The sequence below is a fragment of the Terrabacter sp. Root181 genome, assembly GCF_001428505.1.
In the GTDB taxonomy this organism is placed as follows: domain Bacteria; phylum Actinomycetota; class Actinomycetes; order Actinomycetales; family Dermatophilaceae; genus Terrabacter.
On sequence record NZ_LMHU01000008.1, the window covers coordinates 48,170 to 71,656 of the forward strand.

Annotated in this window: 21 protein-coding genes; 2 read left to right on the plus strand and 19 right to left on the minus strand. The window is 71.8% G+C overall.

What is annotated here, in order from left to right:
• Nucleotides 1-79: 79 nt before the first annotated feature.
• Nucleotides 80-562, minus strand: coding sequence for a TraR/DksA C4-type zinc finger protein (locus ASD90_RS16645; RefSeq protein WP_056759086.1), 483 nt, complete (start codon nucleotides 560-562; stop codon nucleotides 80-82).
• Here ASD90_RS16645 and ASD90_RS23610 point away from each other — a divergent pair.
• Nucleotides 546-1,283 (plus strand): hypothetical protein, encoded by a 738-nt coding sequence (locus ASD90_RS23610; protein ID WP_057588639.1) that lies wholly within the window; start codon nucleotides 546-548, stop codon nucleotides 1,281-1,283. The genes ASD90_RS16645 and ASD90_RS23610 overlap by 17 nt on opposite strands.
• A gap of 130 nt (nucleotides 1,284-1,413) precedes the next feature.
• Here ASD90_RS23610 and ASD90_RS16655 read toward each other — a convergent pair whose 3' ends face one another.
• The 18 genes from ASD90_RS16655 to mraZ form a co-directional block, all read right to left on the minus strand.
• Nucleotides 1,414-2,625 (minus strand): DivIVA domain-containing protein, encoded by a 1,212-nt coding sequence (locus tag ASD90_RS16655; protein ID WP_056759090.1) that lies wholly within the window; start codon nucleotides 2,623-2,625, stop codon nucleotides 1,414-1,416.
• Between the two features lie 133 nt (nucleotides 2,626-2,758).
• On the minus strand, nucleotides 2,759-3,043 hold the full coding sequence (locus ASD90_RS16660) for a YggT family protein (RefSeq protein WP_020144665.1): 285 nt from the start codon (nucleotides 3,041-3,043) through the stop codon (nucleotides 2,759-2,761).
• Between the two features lie 99 nt (nucleotides 3,044-3,142).
• On the minus strand, nucleotides 3,143-3,625 hold the full coding sequence (locus ASD90_RS16665) for a cell division protein SepF (RefSeq protein ID WP_026864635.1): 483 nt from the start codon (nucleotides 3,623-3,625) through the stop codon (nucleotides 3,143-3,145).
• 40 nt (nucleotides 3,626-3,665) lie between these two features.
• Nucleotides 3,666-4,397 (minus strand): YggS family pyridoxal phosphate-dependent enzyme, encoded by a 732-nt coding sequence (locus ASD90_RS16670; protein ID WP_200958653.1) that lies wholly within the window; start codon nucleotides 4,395-4,397, stop codon nucleotides 3,666-3,668.
• Between the two features lie 5 nt (nucleotides 4,398-4,402).
• Nucleotides 4,403-5,149: a peptidoglycan editing factor PgeF gene (gene pgeF / locus ASD90_RS16675; RefSeq protein WP_056759095.1), complete on the minus strand. Its 747-nt coding sequence runs from the start codon at nucleotides 5,147-5,149 to the stop codon at nucleotides 4,403-4,405.
• 142 nt (nucleotides 5,150-5,291) lie between these two features.
• Complete coding sequence (gene ftsZ / locus ASD90_RS16680; protein ID WP_056759097.1) at nucleotides 5,292-6,572, minus strand: cell division protein FtsZ; 1,281 nt, start codon at nucleotides 6,570-6,572, stop codon at nucleotides 5,292-5,294.
• Nucleotides 6,573-6,932: 360 nt separating this feature from the next.
• On the minus strand, nucleotides 6,933-7,709 hold the full coding sequence (locus ASD90_RS16685; RefSeq protein ID WP_056759099.1) for a cell division protein FtsQ/DivIB: 777 nt from the start codon (nucleotides 7,707-7,709) through the stop codon (nucleotides 6,933-6,935).
• Nucleotides 7,706-9,181 carry a UDP-N-acetylmuramate--L-alanine ligase gene (gene murC / locus ASD90_RS16690; protein WP_056759102.1) on the minus strand — a complete coding sequence of 492 codons (1,476 nt, stop codon included), beginning with the start codon at nucleotides 9,179-9,181 and terminating at the stop codon, nucleotides 7,706-7,708. The genes ASD90_RS16685 and murC overlap by 4 nt, the downstream gene beginning before the upstream one ends.
• Nucleotides 9,178-10,290, minus strand: a complete 1,113-nt coding sequence (murG, locus tag ASD90_RS16695; protein WP_056759104.1) for an undecaprenyldiphospho-muramoylpentapeptide beta-N-acetylglucosaminyltransferase — start codon at nucleotides 10,288-10,290, stop codon at nucleotides 9,178-9,180. The genes murC and murG overlap by 4 nt, the downstream gene beginning before the upstream one ends.
• Nucleotides 10,287-11,573, minus strand: coding sequence for a putative lipid II flippase FtsW (gene ftsW, locus ASD90_RS16700; RefSeq protein ID WP_056759106.1), 1,287 nt, complete (start codon nucleotides 11,571-11,573; stop codon nucleotides 10,287-10,289). The genes murG and ftsW overlap by 4 nt, the downstream gene beginning before the upstream one ends.
• Nucleotides 11,570-13,060 (minus strand): UDP-N-acetylmuramoyl-L-alanine--D-glutamate ligase, encoded by a 1,491-nt coding sequence (gene murD / locus ASD90_RS16705; RefSeq protein ID WP_056759108.1) that lies wholly within the window; start codon nucleotides 13,058-13,060, stop codon nucleotides 11,570-11,572. The genes ftsW and murD overlap by 4 nt, the downstream gene beginning before the upstream one ends.
• Entirely contained in the window at nucleotides 13,057-14,142 is a 1,086-nt protein-coding gene (mraY, locus tag ASD90_RS16710; RefSeq protein ID WP_056759110.1) for a phospho-N-acetylmuramoyl-pentapeptide-transferase, read from the minus strand. Before mraY ends, murD begins: the two co-directional genes overlap by 4 nt.
• The gene (murF, locus tag ASD90_RS16715) at nucleotides 14,139-15,560 is read right to left on the minus strand and encodes a UDP-N-acetylmuramoyl-tripeptide--D-alanyl-D-alanine ligase (RefSeq protein WP_056759113.1); all 1,422 of its coding nucleotides are present in this window, start codon (nucleotides 15,558-15,560) and stop codon (nucleotides 14,139-14,141) included. Before murF ends, mraY begins: the two co-directional genes overlap by 4 nt.
• Complete coding sequence (locus ASD90_RS16720) at nucleotides 15,557-17,140, minus strand: UDP-N-acetylmuramoyl-L-alanyl-D-glutamate--2,6-diaminopimelate ligase (RefSeq protein WP_056759115.1); 1,584 nt, start codon at nucleotides 17,138-17,140, stop codon at nucleotides 15,557-15,559. Before ASD90_RS16720 ends, murF begins: the two co-directional genes overlap by 4 nt.
• Before the next feature lie 11 nt (nucleotides 17,141-17,151).
• Nucleotides 17,152-18,939, minus strand: a complete 1,788-nt coding sequence (locus ASD90_RS16725) for a penicillin-binding protein 2 (RefSeq protein WP_056759116.1) — start codon at nucleotides 18,937-18,939, stop codon at nucleotides 17,152-17,154.
• A gap of 517 nt (nucleotides 18,940-19,456) precedes the next feature.
• Nucleotides 19,457-20,113 (minus strand): hypothetical protein, encoded by a 657-nt coding sequence (locus ASD90_RS16730; protein ID WP_056759118.1) that lies wholly within the window; start codon nucleotides 20,111-20,113, stop codon nucleotides 19,457-19,459.
• Nucleotides 20,110-21,120: a 16S rRNA (cytosine(1402)-N(4))-methyltransferase RsmH gene (gene rsmH, locus ASD90_RS16735; RefSeq protein WP_056759121.1), complete on the minus strand. Its 1,011-nt coding sequence runs from the start codon at nucleotides 21,118-21,120 to the stop codon at nucleotides 20,110-20,112. Before rsmH ends, ASD90_RS16730 begins: the two co-directional genes overlap by 4 nt.
• Before the next feature lie 372 nt (nucleotides 21,121-21,492).
• Nucleotides 21,493-21,924, minus strand: coding sequence for a division/cell wall cluster transcriptional repressor MraZ (gene mraZ / locus ASD90_RS16740; RefSeq protein WP_056759123.1), 432 nt, complete (start codon nucleotides 21,922-21,924; stop codon nucleotides 21,493-21,495).
• 496 nt (nucleotides 21,925-22,420) lie between these two features.
• On the opposite strand from mraZ, the gene ASD90_RS16745 reads away from it, so the two are divergent.
• Complete coding sequence (locus ASD90_RS16745) at nucleotides 22,421-23,479, plus strand: MoxR family ATPase (RefSeq protein ID WP_056759125.1); 1,059 nt, start codon at nucleotides 22,421-22,423, stop codon at nucleotides 23,477-23,479.
• The last annotated feature ends 8 nt before the right edge of the window (nucleotides 23,480-23,487 follow it).

Below are 23,487 nucleotides of genomic sequence, written 5' to 3' on the forward strand. Positions count from 1 at the left end.
GTCTCGGTCGATGTGGTCGATGTAGTGGTGGACACGCCGTCGACCCCCGCGCGGGGGGTCGACGTGGCGTGCGTGGGCGTCAGTGGCGGTCTTGCTTCTCCTGGCATGTCATGCACAGGGTCGCACGAGGACGGGCCTGAAGTCGAAGCTTGCCGATCGGGTTGCCGCAGTTCTCGCAGATGCCGTACGTGCCGGCCTCGAGCTGCTCGAGCGCGTGCTCCGCCTGACGCAGGCTCGCGCGGGCGTTGGCCGCGACGGAGATCTCGTGCTCGCGCTCTGCCGTCTTGGCCCCGGCGTCCGCCTGGTCGTCGCCGGACCCGTCGCCCGAAGCGCGGAGCAGGTCGTCGAGCTCGTCCTCGGCGAGCTTGAGCTCGACGCGGTGCTGGTCGATCTCCTCGAGCAGGACGCCGCGCACCTCGCCGATCTCGTCCTCGCTCCACGGGCTCTCGTCGTCCTTGACCCGGAGGCGCTCGGCGATCTTGCGCGCGTTGGTCCGGGTCGTGGTGCTGCTCGCGGCCTTCTTGGTCGCCGCGCGGGGTCCTGCCGTGGAGCTCGTCGTCACTGGTGCCTTCTTGGTTCGGGTAGCCGGTGCCTTGGCGGCGGGCTTCGCGCTCGCGGCACCTGCTCGGGTGGACGTCGTGGGGGTCGGCTTCTTCGCCGCCGTCGACCGGGTCGTGCCGCGAGCCGCCGGAGCGGCCTTCTTCGCGGGGGTCGCCTTGGTCGCCGTCTTCGTGGCCGTCGCGGCCTTGGCTGCGGTCGCGGTCTTCTTGACGGGGGTCGCCTTGGTCGCCGTCCTCGTGGCCGGCGCGGCCTTGGTCGCGGCCTTCTTCGCGGGAGCCGTCTTCGTCACTGCCCTCTTGGCGGGCGCGGCCTTGCTCGTGGCCTTGCTCGTGGCTTTGGTCGCGGACTTGGTGGCGGCCTTCTTGACGGGGGTCGCCTTCGTCGCCGTCCTCGCGGGCGGCGCGGCCTTGGTCGTGGCCTTCTTCGCGGCGGCGGCCTTCGTCACCGTCTTCTTGACCGGGGCGGCCTTGGTCGCGGACCTGGTCGCCGTCCTCGTGGCCGGCGCAGCCTTCGTCGCCGTCGTCTTGACCGCGGCCTTCGTCGCGGCCTTCCTCACCGGCGCGGCCTTCGTGACAGTCTTCCTCGCAGGCGCCGCCTTCGTGGCTGCGCCCGTCGTCCTGCTCGCGGTGGACCGCTTGGCCGCGGCTGTCGCCGCCGCCGTCTTCTTCGCCGCCATCAGACCCTCCGTCGGTCACGCCGTCGACGCTGACAAGTGGGGCTGACAATAAGCCCCGCACGGGTCGCGCACAAACGCGAAACGCTTATGCGGGCGAAGTGTTCGCCCCTCGGATACACCACAGGCCGTCCGGGATGTTCCCGGACGGCCTGCCGTGCGTCTGTTCGAGGTGGGACTCAGCCCTGGTTGCCGTCGCCGGCGCCGGCGTGGGCCGGCTCCTGGACGCTCGAGTCGAGGTCGTGGAGCTGACCCTCGATGTAGGACTTGAGGTTGGTGCGGTAGTTCTTCTCGAAGCCGCGCAGCTCGGCGATCTTGCGGTCGAGCAGGCCCTTCTGCTTGTCGAGCTCCTCGAGGAGAGCAGCCTTCTTCTGCTGGGCCTCCGCGACCATCCCGGTGGCACGCTCGCGCGCCTCGGTGAGCATCTCGTCGCGCTTGGACGTGGCCTCGGCGATCATCTGGTCGCGCTGCGAGGTGGCCTCGGCGATCATCTGGTCACGCTGGGCCGTGGCTGCGGCTGAGATCTGCTCGGCCTGCTGGGTGGCCTGGTCGTGGCGGCTCTGGCCGGTGTTGATGAGGTCGTCGTGGCGGGCCTGGGCCGCAGCGAGCAGCTCGCGGTGGCGGTTCTCGGCCTCCGAGATGAGCTCGTTGCGGCGGGTCTCGCCGGCGGCCACGTGCTCGTCGTGCAGGCGCTGCGCGAGTGCGATGACGCCTGCGGCGTCGACGTTGCCGGCGGCGGCCGGAGCGGCTGCTGCAGCCGCGGCGGGCGCCGGGGCCTTGGCGGCCTCCTCGCGCAGGCGTGCCGCGTTGGCCGCCGCGGCCTCGGCATCGGACTGCGCCTTGGCGGCACGCTCATCGGCGGCGCGGGCGTTCTCCTGCGCCTTGGCGAGCTTGCCCTCGGCGTCGGCGACCTGCGAGTTGAGGCCGTTGAGCTTGGCCTGGGCGTCGTTGAGGGCCTGGGAGTCGACGGCCGACTTGGCGGCCGCCTCGGCTCGCTCGGCCTCGGCCTTGGCGCGGTCGATGCGCTCCTTGGCGGCCCGTTCGGCGTTGTCGGCGTCGGCCTTGGCCTTGGCCGCACGGTCGGTGGCGGCCTTGAAGGCGCGCTCCGCGTCCTGGATCTTCGCGGTGAGGCCGCCGAGCTTGGCGTCGTCACCGGGGCGTCCGACGGCCGGCATGGCCGCCGTCGCGCCGTCGGCGCGGACGGCCGACTGGTTCTTGCTCGCGCGGCAGTCGTTGAGCTGCTTCAGATAGTCGTCACGCTGCTCGATGAGCGAACGCATCTCCGCCACGATCTCGTCCAGGAAGTCGTCAACGTCCCGCTCCTCGTAGCCACGACGGAACTGCGTGGTCTGGAAGTGCTTGTTGAGCACCTGTTCAGGCGTAAGCGCCATGTGTCACCTCGATACAGACGTAATGGTTCGGGTCAACGGTATCTAACGTTCCGGTCACGAACCAAAGCCATGCTCACCGATCGGCGTGTGGAGACCCCTGACCCGCGCTGCGGGACGGGTGAAGGCCGGTCGGTCAGAAGAAGCTCGGCACGTTGAGAGCGAGAGAGGTCAGCAACATCAGGACGAGGAAGCTGAGGTCGAGTCGGACGCCACCGAGGCTCGGTGACGGGATGACCTTGCGCAGGGCGCGCAGGGGCGGGTCGGTCACGGTGTAGACGGCCTCGGCCAGGACCAGGACGACCCCGGTGGGTCGCCAGGACCGGGCCAGCACCTGCACCCAGTCGATGACGAAGCGGCCGATGAGGGCGATGAAGAAGGTGAAGACCACCACCCCGTAGATCGTCCAGAACGCGTCCATGTCGGTCAGTGTCCCTGATGTCGGGGCAGGAGTGTGAACCGGGGCCCAGGTCGTTGCGCCTGCGACCGCGGTTTGCGCTCATGGCCGAGGGTCGGTGGCTCAGCTCTGGTTGAAGAATCCGCGCGTGGCGGCCGCCGGGGCCTCGGGCTCGTCGGCGGAGATCTCGACATGGGCGGGCGAGAGCAGGAACACCTTGGAGGTGACCCGCTCGATGGTGCCGTGCAGACCGAAGACGAGCCCGGCGGCGAAGTCGACGAGGCGCTTGGCGTCGGCGTCGTCCATGTCGCTGAGGTTCATGATGACGGGGACCTGGTCGCGGAACCACTCGCCGATGTTCTTGGCCTCGTTGTAGGTGCGCGGGTGGATCGTCGTGATCCGGTTGAGCGACCCGACCTCGACGTCGCGCACGACGGCGGCCACCGGTCGCTTCGTGGGCAGCTGCGTCACGGCAGCGGTGTGCTCGGTCTCGTCGTCGTAGCGGTCGGACTCGTCGTAGGCGTCGTAGTCGTCGTAACGGTCGTGACGCTGGTCCTCCTCGCTCAGTCCGAGGTACACCATCGTCTTGCGCAGTGCCCCTGCCATGGCCAACTCCCAAAACGTCGGATTGTGATCGTTGACGACGTTACAGAAGTGACGGGCGTGAACCGAGGATTGCCGTGCCGACACGCAGGTGTGTCGCACCGTGCCGCAGGCCGGCCTCGAGGTCACCGCTCATGCCCGCGGAGACCCAGTCGGCCCGCGGGTGCCGAGCACGTATGCCGTCCGCGACGTCCCGAAGACGCGCGAACGACACATCCGGGTCGGCACCCAGGGGGGCCACGGCCATGACGCCGCGCAGGTCCAGGAGCTGTTGTGCCGCAACGGCATCCGCGAGGGCGTCGACGTCGCCGGGCAGGACCCCGCCACGCGACGTGTCGCCGTCGAGGCTCACCTGGAGGAGCACCTGGACGGTCCGGTCGGAGGTGTGCGCGCCCTTCGCGAGAGCTCCCACGAGCTTCGTGCGGTCGACCGACTGGATGACGTCGGCGTAGCCCGCGACGTGCGCCGCCTTGTTGCTCTGGAGCCGGCCGATGAAGTGGAGGGTCAGCGCCGGGGCGCCGCCCTCCGAGAGGACGTGTCGGACCTCACGGAACTTCTCTGCGGCCTCCTGGTCGCGGTTCTCGCCGAAGTGTCCGACGCCGAGGTCGTGAAGCAGCAGGACGTCGGACGCCGGGAAGAACTTCGTGACGACGACGAGGGTGATGTCGTCGGGATCGCGGCCGGCTTCGGCGCATCCGCGCTCGATGCGCTCGCGCACGGTCGCGAGACCTTCGCCCAGCTGTTCACGGCGGGCCCGGTCGTCGCCCGACGGCATACGGCTCATGCGACTGCCGGCCGCAGCGCGACGACACCCGCAAAGCGGCCGGTGCGGCCGTCCCGACGGTAGGAGTAGAGGTCACCGCTCTCCCGGGTGCACCCCGGAACCCATTGCACGGCAACGTCGGCCGCTGCGAGCTGCTCGACGACCCCGGCTGCCACGTCGATGGCGGCGGTACCGGTCCACGACCGCGCCGCAGCTGCCGGGGAGACCGCGGCAGCGCTGTGTGCCATCTCCGCCGGGACCTCGTAGCACCGGCCGCAGACGGACGGCCCGACGGTGGCCGAGACCGCCGAGGCGCCAAGGTCTCGCATCGCTGCGACGGCCCGTCCGACGATGCCGGCGAGCATCCCCGGTCGACCCGCGTGGACCGCCCCGACGACCCCTGCGGCAGCGTCGTGCAGCAGCACGGGAACGCAGTCGGCGACGAGCACCGCGAGCGCGAGATCCGTTGCGCGGGTGACGATCCCGTCGACGGCCGGCGGCTCGGCGCCCCAGGGTCCGTCGACCTGCGCGACGTCGGAGCCGTGCACCTGGTTCATGAGCACGAGACGCTCGCGAGGGAGGTTGATCTCGTGCGCGAGCGCCGTGCGGTTGCCCTCGACGTCGGCGGCGTCGTCGCCGACGTGACCGCCGAGGTTGAGGCCGGCATACGGCCCGCTCCCCCGGCCCGCCGACCGGCCCGTGAAGCCGAGGTCGACGGCGCACGAGTCGCCGTCGCTCGCGATGGTGGTGCGCCAGTAGAACACGATGACAAACCTATCCCGCCGGTCCCGGGGAGTCGGGGGCACCCGTTCCGGCAAGAGCGGGTCAGCACGCCGACGGGCGGGAGACGCTGAACGCATCTCCCGCCCGTCGGTACGGATCTCGGCTCGGAGCCGGCCCTCGGTCCTACTTGAGGAAGTCGGGCACGTCGAGGTCGTCGCCCTCGTCGAACGTCACCTGCCGAGGCGGCTGCTGCACCGGCTGGGCCGCGGGGGCCGGGACGTGGTGCTGGGGCTGCTGCGGCGCCGGCGCGGCCGGCTGCTGGGTGGGCAGCTGCTGGGCCGGCTGTGACTGGTGCACCGGTGCGGCCGGCGCCTGCTGGGGGATCGACTGCTGCGGCGCCGCCTGCGGCACACCGTTGGAGTGCTGCGGCGCCGGCGTGGCCGGACGCTGCTGGGCCGCCTGCGAGCGACCCATGACCTGCCCGAGGGCGCGGTCGTCGTGCCGCTGGCTGGGGCCGCCGCTGTCGAAGCCTGCAGCGATGACCGTGACCCGGACCTCGTCGCCGAGGGCGTCGTCGATGACCGCACCGAAGATGATGTTGGCCTCCGGGTGCGCAGCCTCCTGGACGAGGCGGGCGGCCTCGTTGATCTCGAAGAGTCCGAGGTCGGAGCCGCCCTGGACCGAGAGCAGCACGCCGTGGGCACCGTCGATGGACGCCTCGAGCAGCGGGCTGCTGATGGCGAGCTCGGCGGCCTGGACCGCCCGGTCCTCGCCGCGCGCGGAGCCGATGCCCATGAGTGCCGAGCCGGCACCCTGCATGACCGACTTGACGTCGGCGAAGTCGAGGTTGATGAGTCCGGGCGTCGTGATGAGGTCGGTGATGCCCTGGACACCGGAGAGCAGGACCTGGTCGGCCGAGCGGAAGGCGTCCATCATCGAGACGTTGCGGTCGCTGATCGACAGCAGCCGGTCGTTGGGGATGACGATCAGGGTGTCGACCTCCTCGCGGAGGCTGCCGATGCCGGACTCGGCCTGGTTGGCGCGACGGCGACCCTCGAAGGTGAACGGGCGCGTGACGACACCTATCGTCAGGGCACCGAGCTCGCGGGCGATACGGGCCACGACGGGAGCGCCGCCGGTGCCCGTGCCGCCGCCCTCACCGGCGGTGACGAAGACCATGTCGGCCCCCTTGAGGACCTCCTCGATCTCCTCGGCGTGGTCCTCGGCGGCCTTCTTGCCGACCTCGGGGTCGGCGCCGGCACCGAGGCCGCGCGTCAGCTCGCGGCCGACGTCGAGCTTGACGTCGGCGTCGCTCATGAGCAGCGCCTGGGCATCGGTGTTGATGGCGATGAACTCGACACCCTTGAGGCCGACCTCGATCATGCGATTGATGGCATTGACGCCGCCGCCGCCGATGCCGACGACCTTGATGACGGCCAAGTAGTTCTGCGGTGCTGCTGCCACGAGAGTGGGCCTTCCTGACTGATGGTGCCGGTGCTGCTGGTGGTCTGGGGACGGACAGTGCGTGGTGCGGGTGGTGCGGCTCGTTCCGAGCGTGTAGCCCTCAAACCTTAAACGTAGACATAAAGGTTACAGTTTGGTCACGAACCAGTGCCCTGACGGTATGACGAGGCACAGGGTCGATCAACCCACGTCGCGGCGTGTCGTCGCGGGGATTGCCCCAATTCCGAAGGGGGCGCCCCACGGGCCACACCAGCACCACCGGACACTGGGGTCCCGACCGCCGGGCCTCACCCTCCCACGGACGCCGCGCGGCCACGCGGCCGGGTCCCCGACCCGGACGGCGGCTCGGACCGGTGGGCGTCAGCGGGTTACGGGCGACGACGGGACGCTGACGTCGATCGTCGAACCCGGTTCCGGCAGAAGGATCTTCACCAGCTCTGCCTTGCGCGCGCCGTCGGCCGCGCCACCCCAGACGACCGTCTTGCGCTTCTCGCCCTTGGCCTTGACGGTGAAGGAGACCTGGTCGGCCGTCGACACCGACACCCCGGAGACGTCGGCGCGCAACGAGGGGTCGAGCGACCCGAGGGCCGCCAGCGCTGCGTCGACCCCCTCCTTCGTCACCTGCGCGGCCCCGGAGCTGACGAGCGGCACGCCCTCGGGGGCCGTGCCGACGGTGCGGAAGGTGACACCGTCCCGATCCACGACGTCGACCTCACCTCGAGGGTTACGGACCGCGAGCACGGCGATCCGGGGGGTCAACGTGATGACGACGGTGTCCGGCAGGCTGCGGCCGACCGAGACGGCGCTCCAGGCCTTGTCGGCGAGCAGGCGCTGGGCCACCGCATCGGTGTCGACGCGCATCAGGGGCCCACCGAGCGGCACCTCCGCGGACCTGCGCACCTGGGCGGACACGGACGCGCTCACCCCTCGGACCTCGACCCGCGACGCCGTGAGGACGCTGCTGAACCACCCCAGCCAGGCGACGAGCCCCGCCAGCACCAGGAGGGCGACGAGGACGCCCGCGACGAGGCGGGGGCGGCGGCGAGCAGCCGCGGCGCGTCGCTCGAAGCGCGTGCGTGACGACGCGAGCCCCGTGCCCGCGACGCGGCGACGGGCCGTGCTGTGCTCGAGCATCATGGCGCCCCTTCTTCGAGGATCCGCAGCACCTCCGGGCCGATCATCGTGACGTCGCCGGCTCCCACGGTGAGCACGAGGTCTCCGGGACGGGCCAGCCTCGCGACGCGTCCGGCGACCTCGGACCACGAGGGCACGTAGTGGACCTCGACCTCGGGCCGGGCCGCCGTGACCGCATCGGCGACGAGACGCCCGGACACACCGGGCACGGGGTCCTCGCGGGCGGCGTAGACGTCCATGAGCACCACGACGTCGGCCGGCGACAGCCCGGCCCCGAGCTCCGCCGCGAAGTCACGCGTACGGCTGTACAGGTGGGGCTGGAAGACGACGAGGAGCCGGCCGGTGTCGCCGACGAGGGACTTGGCCGTCTCGACGACGGCTGCGACCTTGCCCGCGTTGTGGGCGTAGTCGTCGACGACGACCACTCCCCGGGCCTCGCCCTTCGGCTCGAAGCGGCGGCGCGTCCCCGTGAAGGACGCCAGCCCGGAGAGGACGCGGTCGGGGTTCTGGCCGAGCCCGTGGACGGCGGCGGCGTACGCGGCCGCGGCGTTGAGCGCGTTGTGGCGCCCGGGCACGCCGAGGGTCATGCGCCGCTCGGTGCCCTCGTCGAGCAGCGTGACCGACGCGGTGACGCCGTCCTGCTGGTGGTCGCCCAGGACGACGTCGGAGGAGGGGTCGAAGCCATAGGTGACGACGCGCGTGCCCGTGGCCCTGGCCCGCTCGGCCAGCGCGACGGCTCCGGCGTCGTCGGCGCACGTCACGAGCAGTCCACCGGGCCGGATCGTGTCCACGAAGGCGTCGTAGGCGGCCTGGACAACCGTGAAGTTCGAGTAGAAGTCGAGGTGGTCCGGCTGCACGTTGGTGACGATCGCGACCTCGGGACGGTAGACGACGAACGAGCCGTCGCTCTCGTCCGCCTCGACGACGAAGACGTCGTCGGACCCGTCGTGGGCGTTGGTGCCGTGCTTGGCCAGCTCGCCACCGACCGCGAACGACGGGTCGAGACCGCAGCCCTGCAGCGCGACCGTGAGCATGGAGGTCGTCGTCGTCTTGCCGTTCGCGCCGGCCACGGCGACCGGGCGGCGACCCTGCATGAGTGCCGCGAGTCCCTGGGCGCGGTGCAGCACCGGCACCCCCCGCTCACGGGCGGCGACGAGCTCGATGTTGTCGTCGCGGATCGAGGAGCTCATGACGATCGCGTCGGCGCGCTCCTGGTGCCCCGCGTGGAAGCCGACCCACACGCCGGCCCCCTCGCTCTCGAGGGCCTTGAGGACGGGCACGTCCTTGGCGTCGCTGCCGGTGACCCGGATGCCGCGCGCCAGCATGATGCGCGCGACACCCGACATGCCGGCTCCGCCGATCGCGAGGAAGTGCACGCGACCGAGGTCTGCGGCGTCGGGCACGGGGGCCCGGAAGTCGAAGCGCGCCGCGGCGAACGGGTCGTCGACGGAGGGGGTGCGCGGGGTCTGGGTCACGTGCGGTTCCTGCCTTCTGCGGCCCGGTCGACCAGGTCTGCGAGCTTCTCGTCGGCGGCGGGCTCGCCGAGCGTCAGGGCCGCCGCAGCCATCCGTGACACCCGGTCGCCGTCGGTGGCGAGACCGAGCAGCACGGCGTCGATCCAGTCGGGGGTGAGGTCGGCGTCGTCGACGAGCAGGCCGCCTCCGGCTGCCACGACGTCGGCCGCGTTGACGCGCTGCTCACCGTTGCCGACGGGCAGCGGGACGTAGACGGCCGGCAGGCCGACAGCCGTCAGCTCGCACACCGTGTTGGCGCCGGAGCGCGCGACCACGAGGTCGGCGGCGGCATACGCCAGCTCCATGCGGTCGGCGTACGGCACGACGACGTACGGGGCCCCCTCGGCGGGGGGCTCGGGGACGAACTCCTTGCCCAGTCCGGTCACGTGCAGCACCTGCACGCCCCCCCGGCTCAGCTCTGTGACCCTCGCACGGAAGGCGTCGTTGAGGCGCTGCGCGCCGAGCGAGCCCCCCGTGACGAGGACGGTGGGCCACTGGGGCTGCAGGCCGAAGTGCTCGAGGGCCTGCGTGCGCAGGCCCGCACGGTCGAGGGTCGCGACCTCGCGGCGCAGCGGCATGCCGATGCGCTGCGCGTGGGGCAGCGACGTGACCGAGAACGTCGTCGCCACGGCGCTGGCCCAGCGGGCCCCGAGGCGGTTGGCCAGACCGGCCCGCGCGTTCTGCTCGTGGACGACGATCGGCACGTGGCGGCGCCGCGCGGCGAGGTAGGCCGGGGTGCTGACGTAGCCCCCGAAGCCGACGACGACCTCGGCTCCGGTCTCGTCGATGGCTGCGCCCGCGGCGTCGACGGCCGCCTTGAGGCGGCCCGGGAGCCGGAGCAGGTCGGCGCTCGGGCGACGCGGCAGCGGCACCTTGGGCACGAAGCGCAGGTCGTAGCCGCGAGCCGGGACGAGGCGCGCCTCGAGGCCCTCCTCGGTGCCGAGCGCCGTGACCCGCATCTCCGGGTGGCGGCGACGCAGGGCGTCCGCGAGGGCCAGCAGCGGCGACACGTGGCCGGCGCTGCCTCCCCCGGCGAGCAGGACGGAGGTGGGCGAGGACAGTGGGATCACCGGCTTCTGCGACGTTGCGGGACGGAGCGGACGCGGGACGGGAGCACCGCGAGCGACCGACGGACGAGACTCGGGCGGGCGTCGAGCAGGGCCTTGCAGCCCGGCTCGTTGCGCGCGAAGGACAACAGGATGCCGAGGGCGAGCAGGGTCGTCACGAGCGACGACCCGCCGGCGGACACGAGCGGGAGCGGGACACCGATGACGGGGAAGAGCCCGATGACCGCGCCGATGTTGATGATGGCCTGACCGAGCAGCCACGCCATGATGCCGAAGCCCGCGATGCGGACGAACCGGTCCTGGGTGCGGCTCACGAGCCGGAAGCAGGCCCAGGCGAGGATGCCGAAGAGCAGCAGGATCATCAGCGTGCCCGGCAGGCCGAGCTCCTCGCCGATGATCGCGAAGATGAAGTCGTTGTGCGCCTCCGAGAGCCACTCCCACTTCTCCTTCGAGGCCCCGAGCCCGACGCCCCACCAGCCGCCGTCGGCCAGGGCGTAGAGGCCGTGCACCGACTGGCCGCACCAGCCGTCGGGGTCGGCCTGGCACGTCGGGTCGAGCCAGTTGGAGATGCGGCTCGTGCGGTTGTTGCTGCCGGTCACCATCAGGGCGACACCGACGAGGGCGAGGCCGCCGCCGAGGGCGAAGACGCGCTTGGGGGCCCCGGCCACGAGCAGCACCGACGCGACGATGACGAGCACGACCATCGCCGTGCCGAGGTCGTGGCCGGCGAGGATGAGTCCGATGACGACCGTGGCGATCGGGACGAGATAGGGCAGCACGACGTGGAGCATGCTGGCCATCCGCGAGGACTTGTTGGCGAAGATCACGGCTCCGACGAGCACGAGCCCGACCTTGGCGAACTCGGCCGGCTGGAACTGGACCGGGCCGAGCGCGAGCCAGTTGCGGTTGCCGTTGACGCTCTTGCCGAACGGGATGACGGCGGCGAGCAGCAGCACCGAGACGATGATCGTCGGGAACGCGAGCCGCTTCCACCACCGGACGTCGAGCCGGCTGGCGGCTCCGGCAGCGACCGCGCCCAGCACGGCGAACAGCAGCTGGCGCAGGAAGACGGTGTAGGACGCCTCGTCGGCGAGGAGCGCCTCGACGCTGGACGCCGAGAAGACCATGATCAGGCCGAAGACGACGAGCGTCGAGGTCGCACCGAGGATGAGGTAGTAGGTCGTCAGCGGTGACTCGAGCTTGCCGATGACGGGCAGCGAACGGGACGTCGAGGACGGGTCGGCGGCCTTGCCCGACGTCTTCTCGTCGGCGGTCGTCGCGCTCACTCCAGCCCCCCGTGTGCCTCGAGGTGCCGCCGGACCGCCTCCTCGAAGGCGTCGCCGCGGGCTCCGTAGTTGGTGAACATGTCCATCGACGCGGCGGCAGGCGCGAGCAGCACGACGTCGCCCGGCTGGGCGAGGCGCGCGGCCTCCCTGACGACACGGTCCATGACCCCAGTGTCGGTGTCGGACACGTCGACGACCGGGACATCCTGCGCGTGTCGGGAAAGGGCCTGCGCGATCTGGTCGCGGTCGGCACCGATGAGGACGACGCCGCGCAGCCGCGAGGCCATCTCCTCGACGAGGCTGTCGACGTCGGCGCCCTTGAGCAGGCCGCCCGCGACCCACACGACGGAGTCGAACGACCGGATCGCCGCCGCCGCCGCGTGGGGGTTGGTGGCCTTGGAGTCGTTGACGAAGCGCACGCCCTTGACGGTCGCCAGCTCGGCGATGCGGTGCCGGTCGGGGCGGAAGGCCCGCAGGCCGTCGCGGACCGCGATGGGTCCGACGCCGTACGCGCGAGCCAGCGCCGCGGCCGCGAGGGCGTTGGCGACGTAGTGCGGTGCGATGGAGGGGGCGTCGCCCTGCAGGTCTGCGATCGTGCAGAGCTCGGCGGCCGAGCGCTGGCGCTGCTCGACGAAGGCGCGGTCGGCGAGGACGTCCTCGACGACCCCGACCATCGAGGGGGCCGGGATGCCCGTCGTGAAGCCGATGGCGCGGCACCCCTCGACGACGTTGGCCTCCATCACGAGCTGCTCGGTCTGGATGTCGGCGACGTTGTAGATGCAGGCGAGGTGGGTGTTCTCGTAGATCTTGCCCTTGGCGCGGAGGTACTCGGCGTAGCTGCCGTGCCAGTCGATGTGGTCGGGCGCGACGTTGAGCACGGCGGACGCGACGGCCGACACCGACCGCTGCCAGTGCAGCTGGAAGCTCGACAGCTCGACGGCCAGCACGTCGTACGGCTCCGGGTGGAGCACGGCCTCGAGCAGGGGCGTGCCGACGTTGCCGGCCGACGTGGCGCGCAGGCCGGCGTGGCGCAGGATCGAGGCGAGCATGTTGACGGTCGTCGTCTTGCCGTTGGTGCCCGTGACGGTGAGCCACGGTGCGGCGCCCTCCCGGGCGCGCATGCGCCAGGCGAGCTCGACCTCTCCCCACACGGGTATGCCGGCCGTGGCCGCGGCGAGCATCAGCGGGTCGTGCGGGGGGACCCCGGGCGACGTGACGACGAGCTCGGTGCCGGGCGGCGGCTCGACGACGTGCTCGGGGCCGAGGCGGACGTCGACGTCGAGGATCTCGAGGATCGTCGCGCGCTCGCGGATCGCCTCGGTCACGTCGCGGGAGACGGCCGTGACGCGGGCGCCGCGGTCGGCGAGCGCGTCGGCGGCGGCGAAGCCGGACACGCCGAGCCCGACGACGAGGACGTTGATCCCCGACCAGTCGGCATCGCTGTGGGTCAGTCCCTCGCGGGGCTCGTAGAGCGGGTCGAAGCTCACTGGGACCCCACCACCCACTCGGCGTAGAAGACGCCGAGGCCGAAGGCGACGAAGAGTCCGGCGATGATCCAGAAGCGGACCACGACCGTCACCTCGTTCCAGCCGACCATCTCGAAGTGGTGGTGCAGCGGCGCCATCCTCAGCACCCGTTTACCGGTGGTCTTGAACGAGGCGACCTGGGCGACCACCGACAGCGTCTCGAGGACGAACATGCCGCCGAGGATGATGAGGAGCAGCTCGGTGTGGGTCGTGATGGCGAGGCCGGCGAGCGCGCCGCCCAGGGCGAGCGAGCCGGTGTCGCCCATGAAGATCTTCGCGGGCGTCGCGTTCCACCAGAGGAACCCGAAGCAGGCGCCCATGCCTGCGGCGGCGACGAGCGCGAGGTCGTGGGAGTCGCGCACCTCGTAGCACTTGATGCCCGGGTTGGTCTGGCAGTTCTGGTTGAAGGTCCAGATGCTGATGAGGACGTAGGCGCCGAAGACCATCGTCGAGACGCCGGTCGCGAGGCCGTCGAGGCCGTCGGTGAGGTTCACGCCGTTGGACGCCCCCGCGATCATGACGTTCGCGAAGACGACGAAGAGGATCACCCCGACGACGGTGCTGCCACCCAGCGCGAGGCTGATGTTGGTGTCACGGACGAACGACACGAGCAGCGACGCCGGCGTGCGGTACTGCTCGTTGGGGAACTGCAGCGCGAGCCCGGCGAAGGTGATGCCGACGAGGGCCTGCCCCAGGAGCTTCTCCTTCGAGCGGAGGCCGAGGCTGCGCTGCTTGCTGATCTTGATGAAGTCGTCGAGGAAGCCGACGAAGCCGAGCCCTGCGGCCAGGAAGAGCACGAGCAGCCCACTGGCCGTCGGCGGGTTGAGCGTCAGCAGGTGGGCCAGGAAGTAGGCGCCGAGCATGGCCGCGAGGATGACGGCGCCACCCATGGTGGGCGTGCCGCGCTTCGTGTGGTGCGAGGTGGGTCCGTCGTCGCGGATGAACTGGCCGTAGCCGCGCTTGACGAGGAACTTGATGAACAGCGGGGTGCCGAACAACGAGATGATCAGCGAGATCGATGCTGCGAGCAGGACGCCCTTCACCGCGTGACCGCCTCTCCGGACGTGGTGGGGACGGGTGTGGCGGTGACCGGGCCACCTTCGGCCGCCAGGCGGTCGCCGAGCCAGCGCAGACCGCTGTCCCGGCTCGACTTGAGCAGGACGACGTCGCCGGCGCGCAGCCGCGTGGCGAGGAGGTCGTGCGCGGCGTCGGTGTCGGGCACCCACTCGGAGCCCGCGAAGGCCTCGGCGAGCGGACGGGCGCCCTCGCCGACGGCCACGACGTGGTCGAAGGCGAGCGACGCGGCATACGACCCGACGGCCGCGTGCTCGGCGTCGCTGTCGGGCCCCAGCTCGAGCATGCCGCCGAGGACCGCCCAGCGCTCCCCCGCCACGTGCATGGCCGCGACGGCGTCGAGTGCGGCACGCATCGAGTCGGGGTTGGCGTTGTAGGCGTCGTTGACGACGACCACGCCGTCGGCCCGGTCGGTGATCTCCATCCGCCAGCGGCTCACCGCCTCCGCGGCGCCGAGCCCGGCGACGACCTGGTCGAGCGACAGCCCGAGCTCCAGGGCCGCGGCGGCGACGGCGAGCGAGTTGCCGACGTGGTGGGCGCCGCTCTGCTGCAACGAGACCCGGGCCGTGCCCTGCGGGCACACGAGGGTGTATGCCGCCCTGCCGCGCTCGTCGAGGGTGACGTCCTCGGCGCGTACGTCGGCCTCGGGCGAGAGCCCGACGAGCTGGACGCGCGACGCCAGACCGGACGCCATGGCGGCGACGACGGGGTCGTCGGCGTTGAGGATCGACAGACCCTCGGCGGGGACGGCCAGCGGCAGCTCGGCCTTGGCGCGGGCGATGTTCTCGCGCGAGCCGAACTCGCCGATGTGGGCGGTGCCGACATTGAGCACGATGGCGACCTGCGGCGGCGCGATGCGCGTGAGGTAGTCGATGTGGCCGATCCCCCGGGCGCCCATCTCGGCCACGAGGAATCGCGTCGTCGGGGTGACGCGGCACACCGTCAGCGGCACGCCGATCTCGCCGTTGAGGGAGTTGACGGGGGCAACGGTCTCGGCGACGGACGACAGCACGGACGCGAGCAGGTCCTTGACGCTGGTCTTGCCCGACGAGCCGGTGATGCCCACGACCCGCAGCTCGGGGGCGCGGTCGACGACGCCGCGGGCGACGAGGCCGAAGGCGGTCTGGACGTCCTCGACGACGACGCACGGCACGCCTGCGACCGGGCGCGAGGTGAGGGCCGCGACGGCCCCGGCCGCGGCGGCCGCCTCGACGTAGTCGTGCCCGTCGGCGGTCTCGCCGATGCGCGCGACATAGAGGCTGCCCGGGAGGCAGTCACGGGAGTCGGTGGTCACCGGGCCGTCGACGACGACGGCCTCCGGGGAGTCGGTGCCGTGGACGGCGCCGCCCGTGAGGTCACGAATCTCACTGAGGGACAAGGCGATCACGATGTCACCCCCGACGAGGTGACGGCTGCGAGGGCGGCGCGCACGGCGTCGCGGTCGTCGAACGGATGCTTCACTCCGTGGATCTCCTGACCCTTCTCGTGTCCCTTGCCGAGCACCACGACGGTGTCGACAGGGCGGTCCTCCCCCGTACCGACCACCGCGAGGGCGATGGCCTCGGCGATGGCGCTCGAACGCGTGCCACCGTCGATGATCTCCGTGGCCTGCGCCGAGCCGGCACGGACCTCCGCGCGGGCTCCGGCGACGACGGCCGAGCGGATCTCGGCCGGGTCCTCGGAACGCGGGTTGTCGTCGGTGACGACGACGACGTCGGCCTGACGGGCGGCGGCGGCACCCATGGCCGGCCGCTTGCCGCGGTCGCGGTCGCCCCCGGCACCGAGGACGGCGATGAGCCGCCCCGGCGTCGAGGCACGCAGCGCGGCGAGGGCCGCGTCGACGGCGTCGGGTGTGTGCGCGAAGTCGACGACGCACCGCGGGCCCTCGGCGCCCCCGGGCGCGACGACCTCCATGCGTCCCGGCACGTCGGGAGCCACCGACATGGCTGCCTCGACCTCGGCCGGCGCGAGGCCGATGCGCAGCAGCGCGAGCGCGGCCAGTGCGGTGTTGGCGACGTTGAAGTGGCCGGGCAGGTGCGAGACGAGTCCCAGGGCACGGTCCGTCGCCCGCTCCCGCAGGGTGAACGCGCCCCCGTCACCCTCCTCGACAAGCCAGTCGGCGTCCGGGCTGCCCTCGGCCGTGGTGGCGAGGGTCGTCGTCGGGACGGTCGCCTCGGCCGCGAGGCGCCGGCCCCACGCGTCGTCGACGCAGACGACCGCCGAGCGGGAGCGCTGCGGGGTGAACAGGGAGGCCTTGGCGCCGAAGTAGTCGTCCATCGAGGCGTGGAAGTCGAGGTGGTCCTGCGAGAGGTTCGTGAAGAGTGCCACGTCATAGACGACCCCGTCGACGCGGTGCAGCTCGAGGGCGTGGCTCGACACCTCCATGATGCAGGCGTCGATGCCCCGGTCGCGCATGAGCCCGAGCAGCGCGTGCAGGTCGGTCGCCTCGGGCGTCGTGCGCACCGACTCGATGCGCTCGTCCCCGATGCGCGTCTCGACCGTGCCGATGAGTCCGGTGCGCTGCCCGTGCGCCCGCAGCGCCGACTCGACGAGGTACGCCGTGGTCGTCTTGCCGTTGGTCCCGGTGACGCCGAGCATCGTCAGGGACTCGGAGGGGTGTCCGTAGACCTGCGCCGCGACGTCGCCGAGGACGCCGCGAGGGTCCTGTGCGACGACGACGGGCACGGTGACCTCAGGCTGCGCTCCGACCTCAGCGAGGCCGGCCGCGTCGGTCAGGACGGCGACGGCTCCGGCGGCCACGGCGTCGGCGACGAAGCGCGCGCCGTGCACGTTGAACCCCGGGAGGGCCGCATACAGGTCCCCGGGGAGCACGGCGCGGCTGTCGAGGGTGACCCCGGTCACGACGAGGTCGGAGGCGTCCGCGGAGCCCACGTCGGCCCGGATCCGGGTCGTCAGGTCGCGGAGGTGCACACCCGACGTAGCGGGTCGAAGGGGGGAAGGTGACACGTCATCCCAACTTACAGGCCATCCCGCTTCGCCCGCGCATTGCTGATGACCTCCGGGTCGTCGGACGACAGGGGCTGGTCGGCCCACACGTGGTAGTCGAGGGTCGACTTCGGGCTGGGCGGTGCGCCGGTGCGCTCGAGCAGGTAGGACATGACCTGGTTGAAGACGGGCCCGGCGAGGGCGCCACCGAACATGCCGGCGCTCGGCTTCTGGATGAAGACGGCGACGACGTACTTCGGCGCCTCGGCGGGGGCGAACCCGATGAACGAGGCCGTGAAGCCGTTGTAGCGCCCCAGCTTCTCGTCGTAGCGGTCGGCCGTGCCCGTCTTGCCGGCGACGCGGTAGCCCTTGATGCGGGCCGCGCTCGCGGTGCCGTTCTCGCCCGTGACCTCCTCCATCATCCGCGACAGCGTGACCGCGGTGTCCTCGGTCACGACCCGGGTCGGCGTGGTCGGCGGCGACGGGATCAGGGTCCCGCTGTCGTTGACCGTGCCCTCGACGAGCGACGGCGGCACGCGGATGCCCTTGTTGGCGATGGTCTGGAAGACGCCGGCCTGCTGGATCGCCGTGACGGCGTAGCCCTGGCCGAAGAGGACCGTGTAGCGGCGGGTCGAGACCCAGTCCTTGGCGCCGGCGAGCAGTCCTGCCGACTCCCCCGGGAAGCCCACGGGGGTCTTGGAGCCGACGCCGAACTTGCGGTAGTACGCCTCCATGATCGCCGGCGCGACGCGCTCGCCGATGAGCATGGTGCCCATGTTGGACGACTTCGCTAGCACGCCGGTGGCCGTCATGTTCTCGACGCCGTGCGGCTCGTTGTCCTTGAAGGACGTGCCGGCTCGGGGCAGGCGCGGGGGGACGATGACGCCGGTGTCCGGGGTGATGACGCCCTGCTCGAGCGCTGCCGCCATCGTCATCAGCTTGCCGGTCGAGCCCGGCTCGAAGGCGTCGTTGAAGGCGTAGTTGCCGAGCGAGGACTTGGTCGCGTCGCCGAGGTCGTTGGGGTCGAACGTCGGGTAGCTCGCGGCGGCCCGAACCTTGCCGGTGGCCACCTCCATGACCACCGCGGTGCCGGACTGGGCGCCGACGGCGGTGACCTGCTTGGCGAGGGCGTTCTGGGCGTACCACTGGAGGTCGGCGTCGATGGTCAGCTTGACGTCGCGCCCGTTGACGACCGGGGTGTCGACGCGCTGGGAGCCGGGGATGATGTAGCCGTCGCGGGCCCGCTCGGCGACGCTGACGCCGGGGGTGCCCTTGAGGGTCTTGTCGAGCATCTGCTCGATGCCGCCCGCGCCGCTCTGGTCGGAGGGCCGCACGAAGCCGACGAGCTGGCCGAGGGCCATCGACGTCGGGTAGATCCGCTGCGCCGTGCGCTCACCGGTGATGCCGGGGATGCCGAGCGACCGGATCTCGCGGTAGATCGCCGGGTTGACCTCCTTCTTGACCACGACGTACCGGGTGTTCGAGCGCGTGAACAGCTTCGTCAGCTGGGTCGGCGTCATGTCGAGGAGCGGTGCGAGGTCGGCCGCGGCCCGCGTGACCCCGACCTCCTGGCGCACGCCGTCGATCGCCACGGTGTAGCCCGGGATGATCTTCGGGTCGGCCGCGATGGTGAAGCGCTCGACCGAGTCGGCGAGCACCTGGCCGTTGGTGTCGAGGATCTGGCCGCGCATGGCCGGGGTCGTCGTCTTGACCGAACGCTTGAACAGCGCGGCCTCCTGCGTCGCCGACGCGTCGAAGGCCTGGATGCGGAGCAGCTGCCCCGCGAAGATCGTGAAGACGAAGAGGATGGCCACGAACATGACGCGCGCGCGACGGCGCGGGTTGGCTCGCGAGATCTTGAGGGGGCGACGGGGCCCGCGCGGACCACGGGGGCCTCGCGGCCCTCGTGCTGCGGCCGCGCGCTGGGATGCCGGGCCGCGGCCGCGGCTCGGCGACGCCTGGGACCGCGGAGCGCCCGTACGCGCGCCCGCACGTGCGGTGCCGGCCGGCGCGCCGCCGCGGGCCCGGCCGGGGGCGGGGGCCCGCCCTGCCGGGGTGGCGCGTGCCGACGTGCTCGCGCGCGCGCCGGCGTTCGAGCCCGCCTTCGGGCCGGGTGAGCGCGCCTGGGTGCCCTGTCGGGTGGCGCCGCCCTGGCTCGCTCGAGCTGCGCCCGCGCGTCCCTGGCTCGTGCGTCCTTGGCTCGTGCGTCCTTGGCTCGTGCGTCCTTGACTCGTGCGCGTCGCGCCCGCGGCGGACGACGTACGGCGGTGGTCCCCTGCGGGCGCAGCGCCGCGGCCGGTCCGTCGTGGATCGGTCGACCGGTTCTGCGTCACGGGTTCACCTCACCGTCGTCTGCTGGGCCTGCCCCGCCTGGCTCGCCGCGGGCGCGCCCGTGGCCCGACCCGTCGACGCTCCGGGCGTCGTGCCCAGTGTGGGTGCTCCGGGGGTCTCGGGCTTGGCACCGGGCGTCGTCGGCGTGGCGGCCTGGGCCGGCTTGGCCGAGGCCGCCTTGCTGGCCTTCGTCGCCGACGACAGCACCTTCTTGACCTTGGCCGTCACGGCGGGAGGCGTCGGGCTCGTGACGATCGGGAAGGCGTTGTTCTTCGTCGCCGGCTCGGGCTCCCCGGTGACCGTGCCCTTGGAGAGGTCGATGTAGCCGCGGGTGTTCATCCGCACCATGCCGAGCTCGGCGGCGCTACGGGCGAGGGCGCCGGTCGCCGAGGAACGGTCGATGTCCTCCTGGAGGTTGCCGGCGGTGTCGCTGAGTCGCGCCGACTCCCGCTGGAGGTCGCCGAGCGCGAGCGAGCCCTGGGCGAGCGCGGTGTTGAGCAGGAGCAGGGCGATGAGCCCGGCGGTGAGCAGCGCGATGCAGATCGTGGCGAAGGTGCCGTTTCCGGTGCGCGTGATGCTGCTCGGGATGACCCGGAGTGGCGTGGGGGCGGGGCCGCGCCGCGGGGCGCGGAGCGGCCGGGCCGTGGCGGTCATCTGGCTCATCGGGTGGGTCCCTTCCTGGTCCTGCTGGCTGAGGTGTGCGTGGAGGTGTCGCGCACGCGCTCCGCGACGCGAAGTCGGGCCGAGGCGGCCCGTGGGTTGGTGGTGACCTCGTCGTCGCTCGGCACCTCGGCGCCGCGCGTGACGAGGGAGAGGTATGCCGCGTGCTCGGGGAGCTCGACCGGCAGACCTGCGGGGGTGCTGGAGGTGGCGCCGGCGGCGAACGCGCGCTTCGTCGCCCGGTCCTCCAGCGAGTGGTAGGACAGGACGGCGATCCGGCCACCGACTGCGAGGACGTCGATCGCCTCGTCGATGGCTCGACGCCAGACCTCGAGCTCGTCGTTGACCTCGATGCGCAGGGCCTGGAAGGTGCGCTTGGCCGGGTGACCGCTCTGACGCTGCGAGGCCGCCGGGATGACGCGCCGCAGCATGTCGACGAGCCGACCGGACGACGTGTACGGCTCGATGGCGCGGTCCTGCACGACGGCCTTGGCGATCTTCCGGGCGAAGCGCTCCTCGCCGTAGTCGCGCAGGATGCGGGTGAGGTCCTCGACCGAGTAGGTGTTGAGCACGTCGGCGGCGGTCTGGCCCGTGGACTGGTCCATCCGCATGTCGAGGGGAGCGTCGACACGGTAGGCGAACCCACGGTCCGTCTCGTCGAGCTGGAGCGAGCTGACCCCCAGGTCGAAGAGGATGCCGTCGACGGTCGACACGTCGAGGTCGGCCACGACGTCCTTGATGTCGTCGTAGACGGCGTGCACCGGGCGGAAGCGGTCACCGAAGCGGGCGAGCCGCTCACCGGCGAGCGCGAGGGCCTCCCGGTCGCGGTCGATCCCGACGACGACGCACTCCGGGAAGCGCTCGAGCACTCCCTCGGCGTGGCCGCCCATGCCGAGCGTGCCGTCGACGTGCACCGCGCCGGGCCGCTCGAGGGCGGGCGCGAGCAGGTCGAGGATCCGGTCGCGCATGACGGGGACGTGGCGCTCCTGCGCCTGTCCTCGATCGCTCATGGTGCGTCCCTCTCACGCTCGTGCTGCGGGCCCGTTCTGGTGCGCCTGTGGTGCACGGGGCTGGTGTGACTCATGTGACCTGGCGGTGGATAGAGGTCCGCCTCGTCTGCTGCTGTGGTGGTGGTGGTGGCCGGTCGGCCGGGTGGCGGCGATCAGGTGGAGGGAGCTGATCGGCTGCCGGTCGGTGTGCTGGTCTGCGGTGCGGTCGACCTGGGGGCTGGTCCCCATCCGCTGCCTCGCCCGGGACGGGGGAAGTCGTCCCGGGAGTGGAGCGGCTGGAGGCCGGCACTCAGGTGCTGATCGGTCGGGGATGTCGGTCGGCGGTGTCGGTCGGTCGGCGGGTGGGCGTTGGCGGCGGTGGTCGTCCGGAGCTCAGAAGAGCCCGGGGATCACCTCCTCCGCCGTGTCGGCGAAGCTCTGCTCGGTCTGCTCGAGGTAGGTGCTCCAGACCGTGCTGTCCCAGACCTCGAGGCGGGCGCCGGCGCCGATGACCGTGACCTCGCGGTCGAGGCCGGCGTACTGGCGCAGGTTGGCCGGGATGGTGAACCGGCCCTGCTTGTCGGGGATCTCGTCGGACGCGCCGGAGAGGAAGACGCGCATGTAGTCGCGGGCGACCTTGCTCGTCGTCGGGGCCTGGCGCATCTGGTCGGCGACCTTGACGAACTCGTCCATCGGGTAGATGAACAGGCTGCGTTCCTGGCCGCGCGTCACCACGAGCCCGCCGGCCATCCGCTCGCGGTACTTCGCGGGCAGGAAGAGCCGACCCTTCTCGTCGAGCCGGGGCGTGTGCGTCCCGAGAAACATGGTCCGCCACCTCCCCTTTGTCGACCCGAAGGCGTCCCCATTCCCTACCTTGGAGCGCCACGATACTCCACTTTGCTCCACCGTCAACGAACCTTGCCCCTTATGGGCCCGGCGAGTCCGGTGTTTTCGCAGGTCAGAAGGGGTGGAGTGAAGTGGAGCAGATCAGACGCTGCGCGCCACCCAGCCCTGCGCTCGCCCCGACGCGGCGGCCGACCCCGGCGGGACGGCATACGCGAGCTGCTCACGAGTCGTGCTCAGCGGCGGGCTCGGAGAGGGCCCGAGGGGCACCGAACCGAACCGAACGCCCGCGCGGGACGTTGGAGGTGGAGGAAAGTGGAGGTGTGCCAGGGACGCTCTCGGGTGGCCTCCCCCCACGTGCCTTCGTCCAGGTCTCCATCCGGTCACGACCGGGGCAGCCCTACCGGTGTCGAGGGTCCATGGGAGAAGATCACCTGACGGGTTGCGCAGTCCGCCACGAGCAGGGCTGCGCCACGACATGGGGACGACGACGGAGGACAGCGTGACGACGACGGACACGGGGCTCGGGACCACGGCATCACCGGGCCCGGGCGCAGGCTCGGGTGCGACCCCCACCACGGGTGCGGCCGACCTCGGCCTGATCCACGACGTGGCCGAGCGGCTCATGGGCGCCATGACCAGTGTCATCGAGGGCAAGCCCGAGGTCGTCCGCACCACCATCACGGTGCTCTTCGCGGGCGGCCACCTGCTCATCGAGGACGTCCCCGGTGTCGGCAAGACGATGCTCGCCAAGACCCTGGCCCGGTCGATCGACGCGACGGTGCGCCGCATCCAGTTCACCCCGGACCTGCTGCCCAGCGACGTCACGGGTGTCAGCATCTTCAACCAGGACGCGCGCCGCTTCGAGTTCCGGCCGGGCGCCATCTTCGCCAACGTCGTCGTCGGCGACGAGATCAACCGCGCCTCCCCCAAGACCCAGTCCGCCCTGCTCGAGTCGATGGAGGAGCGCCAGGTCACCGTCGACGGGACCACCTACACCCTGCAGGCCCCGTTCATCGTCATGGCCACCCAGAACCCCATCGAGATGGAGGGCACCTACCCGCTCCCGGAGGCCCAGCGCGACCGCTTCATGGCCCGCATCTCGATGGGCTACCCCGCACCGAGTGCGGAGCTCGACCTGCTCGAGAGCCACGGGTCGAGCTCGCCGCTCGACGCCCTGACACCGGTCACCGACGCCGACACCATCAACCGCGTCGTGCATGCCGTCAGCCAGGTCCACGCGAGCCCCGCCATCCGCCAGTACATCGTCGACCTCGTGACCCGCTCCCGGGCCACGACCGCGCTGCGGCTCGGCGCGTCCCCGCGTGCCGCACTCCACCTGCTGCGCGCGTCCCGTGCGTACGCCGCCCTCGAGGGTCGCGACCACGTGATCCCCGACGACGTGCAGGTGCTGGCCGGGCCGGTCCTCGCGCACCGGCTCATGCCGTCGAGCGAGACCCAGCTCGCCCGGCGCACCACCGCCGAGGTGGTCACCGACCTGCTGCGCCAGGTGCCGGTGCCGCCCTCAGCCCGCTGAGTCGGGGC

Excerpts from the sequence above, each read along its gene's own strand:
- ASD90_RS16655 (WP_056759090.1), bottom strand. The coding sequence starts at position 2,625 with ATGGCGCTTACGCCTGAACAGGTGCTCAACAAGCACTTCCAGACCACG.
- ASD90_RS16660 (WP_020144665.1), bottom strand. The coding sequence starts at position 3,043 with ATGGACGCGTTCTGGACGATCTACGGGGTGGTGGTCTTCACCTTCTTC.
- ASD90_RS16665 (WP_026864635.1), bottom strand. The coding sequence starts at position 3,625 with ATGGCAGGGGCACTGCGCAAGACGATGGTGTACCTCGGACTGAGCGAG.
- ASD90_RS16670 (WP_200958653.1), bottom strand. The coding sequence starts at position 4,397 with ATGCCGTCGGGCGACGACCGGGCCCGCCGTGAACAGCTGGGCGAAGGT.
- ASD90_RS16685 (WP_056759099.1), bottom strand. The coding sequence starts at position 7,709 with ATGATGCTCGAGCACAGCACGGCCCGTCGCCGCGTCGCGGGCACGGGG.
- ASD90_RS16725 (WP_056759116.1), bottom strand. The coding sequence starts at position 18,939 with ATGTTCGTGGCCATCCTCTTCGTCTTCACGATCTTCGCGGGGCAGCTG.
- ASD90_RS16730 (WP_056759118.1), bottom strand. The coding sequence starts at position 20,113 with ATGAGCCAGATGACCGCCACGGCCCGGCCGCTCCGCGCCCCGCGGCGC.
- rsmH (WP_056759121.1), bottom strand. The coding sequence starts at position 21,120 with ATGAGCGATCGAGGACAGGCGCAGGAGCGCCACGTCCCCGTCATGCGC.
- mraZ (WP_056759123.1), bottom strand. The coding sequence starts at position 21,924 with ATGTTTCTCGGGACGCACACGCCCCGGCTCGACGAGAAGGGTCGGCTC.
- ASD90_RS16745 (WP_056759125.1), top strand. The coding sequence starts at position 22,421 with ATGGGGACGACGACGGAGGACAGCGTGACGACGACGGACACGGGGCTC.